Source organism: Methylophaga sp. (genome assembly GCF_030651745.1).
The window spans coordinates 1-2,642 of record NZ_JAUSCC010000083.1 but is presented as its reverse complement, the minus strand read 5'-3'; the positions used below and the strand labels follow the sequence as shown (position 1 = coordinate 2,642).

Genomic DNA, 2,642 nt, shown 5'->3' with positions numbered 1-2,642 from the left:
ACGTTACTTGTACGTTTACATCAACAAACACCCTAACCAAGAGTTAGACCCACAAACACGTGAATTCGTGAAAATGCTCTACTCTAAACCAGGTCAGGATGTTGTATTCCGTGATGGCTTCGTACCATTACCAGAATCAATTGCTGCAAAAGTACGTAAAGATTTAGGCATTGAATAACTCGTAATGTTTGACCTAAAAGAGAGGCTTAGGCCTCTCTTTTTTTTGGTTGAATATAGGTCAAAGCCAATAATTATAGGGCTTTTAGGTATTGTCATATTTCTGTCACAGTTTGAATTTATCATTGCAGCTCAAACCGTCCAGCGGCTAACAGGCAACAACAACCATGAATGAAACGACACTCTCAGCGGATGTTAATTCTCGCGGCAAATCTCTGCTGCCTTCAGTAGAAGCGCGTGAAAAAATGCGTAAGAAACGCGACTTTAAAGACAAACTATCCCGTTGGGGTATTACCTATGCCGGTTACGGTGTGGTATTCGCTCTGGCAATGATTTTTGTCTACTTATTTTATGAAGTAATGCCCATCCTTAAGGGCGCTTCAGTTACCCCGCAGAGCAGTTACAGCCTGCCTGTGACCAATGCAGAAACCCAGCATTTAATTTTAGAACGCTACGAAGAACTAGGTATTCAATATACCGACGATGGTGTTATCACTTTCTTCGAAGCAGATGATGGCAAGATTCGTGAACAAGTCGAACTGTCACTTCCTGAAGATTCTTCAATCACCAGCTTTGCCCATTCTGAATATATAGGTGGGGTAACAGCTCGTGGTTTAAGCAACGGTCAGGTGCACATCAGCAAACATTCGTTCCAAACTTCCTTTCCGAATGATCAACGTTTAATTACGCCAGTTGTTGATTATCCATTTGGTGAAGCTGCCATTACGATTGATGAACAAGGCCAACCGCTAGAGTTATTAGCGATTGAAACCGTTACTCGTGGTTCGGGTGGTTCAATGATCGCTGCATTAACTGCTGATAAACGTTTGTTGTTAACGCAAATCAGTAGCAAGAGCAATTTGATGACCGGTGAAGTTACCGTTGAAAACAACACGATTGAATTGAGTGATGTCCCTGCCTCACCCGTCAAAATGCTTCTCGATAAAGCCTTACGTAGCTTATTCATTACGGATAGCGAAGGTTTTATTCATTATTACAATATCAATGATTTTAAAAATTCCCGTCTTGTCGCCACGGTAAATGCTGGTGAAGGCAGTCCGATTACCGCAATTGATTTTCTGGTGGGTAGTGTTTCGCTTATCGTCGGAAATGAACGTGGTGAGTTAAGCCAGTGGTTTTTAGTACGTGATGAAAACAATAACTACGACTTAACCAAAATCCGTGAATTCAAATCGCATAAAAATGCAATTACAGCGTTGGCACCGGAATATACCCGTAAAGGTTTTCTGGCAGTGGATGCTGGTGGTTATCTGGGCATTCACTACGGTACGTCAGCTCGTACTTTGTATCTGGAACAACAGACGAAAAATCCGCTGGTCGCAGCAGCCATTTCTCAGGTCAATGGCCGCTTGATGGTGCTGGATGATCAGCAACAGGTTCACGTTGCCAGTTTATGGAATCAGCATCCACAACTGTCGTTTTCGGCAATGTGGAATAAGGTCTGGTATGAGGGACGTGCTGATCCAGAATATATCTGGCAGTCATCCTCAGCGTCTGACGAATTTGAATCAAAATTCAGCTTGATTCCATTATCAATTGGTACGTTGAAAGCAGCTTTCTACGCAATGTTGTTTGCCATGCCATTAGCGATTGCCGGTGCTATTTACACCGCTTATTTCATGTCACCGAAGATTCGTGGTGTGGTCAAGCCAAGCATTGAAATAATGGAAGCGTTGCCTACCGTTATTTTGGGCTTTCTTGCTGGTTTGTGGTTGGCTCCGTTTGCTGAGGACCATCTGCCGGCAATATTCAGTTTCGTGATATTGATGCCGGTGATGATGTTGCTGTTTGCCTTTGCCTGGTCAAAATTGCCAGCAGGTGTTCGTCATGTGGTTCCAGATGGTTGGGAAGCAGCATTATTAGTGCCGGTCATCCTGTTGTTTGGCTTTATTTGTATCACTGCCAGCCCGTATATGGAAATCTGGTTCTTTAACGGCAGTATGCGTCAGTGGTTTACTGATGTCGGTATTACCTATGATCAACGTAATGCGATGATTGTTGGTATTGCGATGGGCTTTGCGGTTATTCCGACCATCTTTTCTATCGCTGAAGATGCGGTATTTACCGTGCCAAAACATCTTACTCAAGGCTCTCTGGCCTTGGGCGCAACCCGCTGGCAAACCGTTGTCGGTGTGGTGTTGCCAACCGCCAGTCCGGGTATTTTCTCGGCCATCATGATGGGCTTTGGTCGTGCTGTCGGTGAAACCATGATTGTATTAATGGCAACCGGTAACAGCCCAGTGGTGAACTTCAATATCTTTGAAGGTATGCGGACCCTGTCAGCCAATATTGCGGTTGAATTGCCTGAAACGGCAGTCGGTTCGTCACATTTCCGAATCCTGTTCTTAGCGGCTCTTGTGTTGTTGGCTCTGACATTTATCGTCAACACCTTCGCCGAAATTATTCGTCAGCGGCTGCGTGCCCGCTACAGCAACCTGTAATTG

General features: G+C 44.6%; 1 protein-coding gene. It reads left to right on the top strand.

Translation table 11 applies throughout. From position 1 onward, the window contains the following. Positions 1-344: 344 nt before the first annotated feature. A complete protein-coding gene (locus Q7V21_RS10050) occupies positions 345-2,639 on the top strand; it encodes an ABC transporter permease subunit (protein WP_304917169.1) in 2,295 nt (764 codons plus the stop codon). Positions 2,640-2,642 lie beyond the last annotated feature (3 nt).

What these genes read in the sequence shown, in the direction of transcription:
- Q7V21_RS10050 (WP_304917169.1), top strand. Translation starts at nt 345, where the DNA reads ATGAATGAAACGACACTCTCAGCGGATGTTAATTCTCGCGGCAAATCT.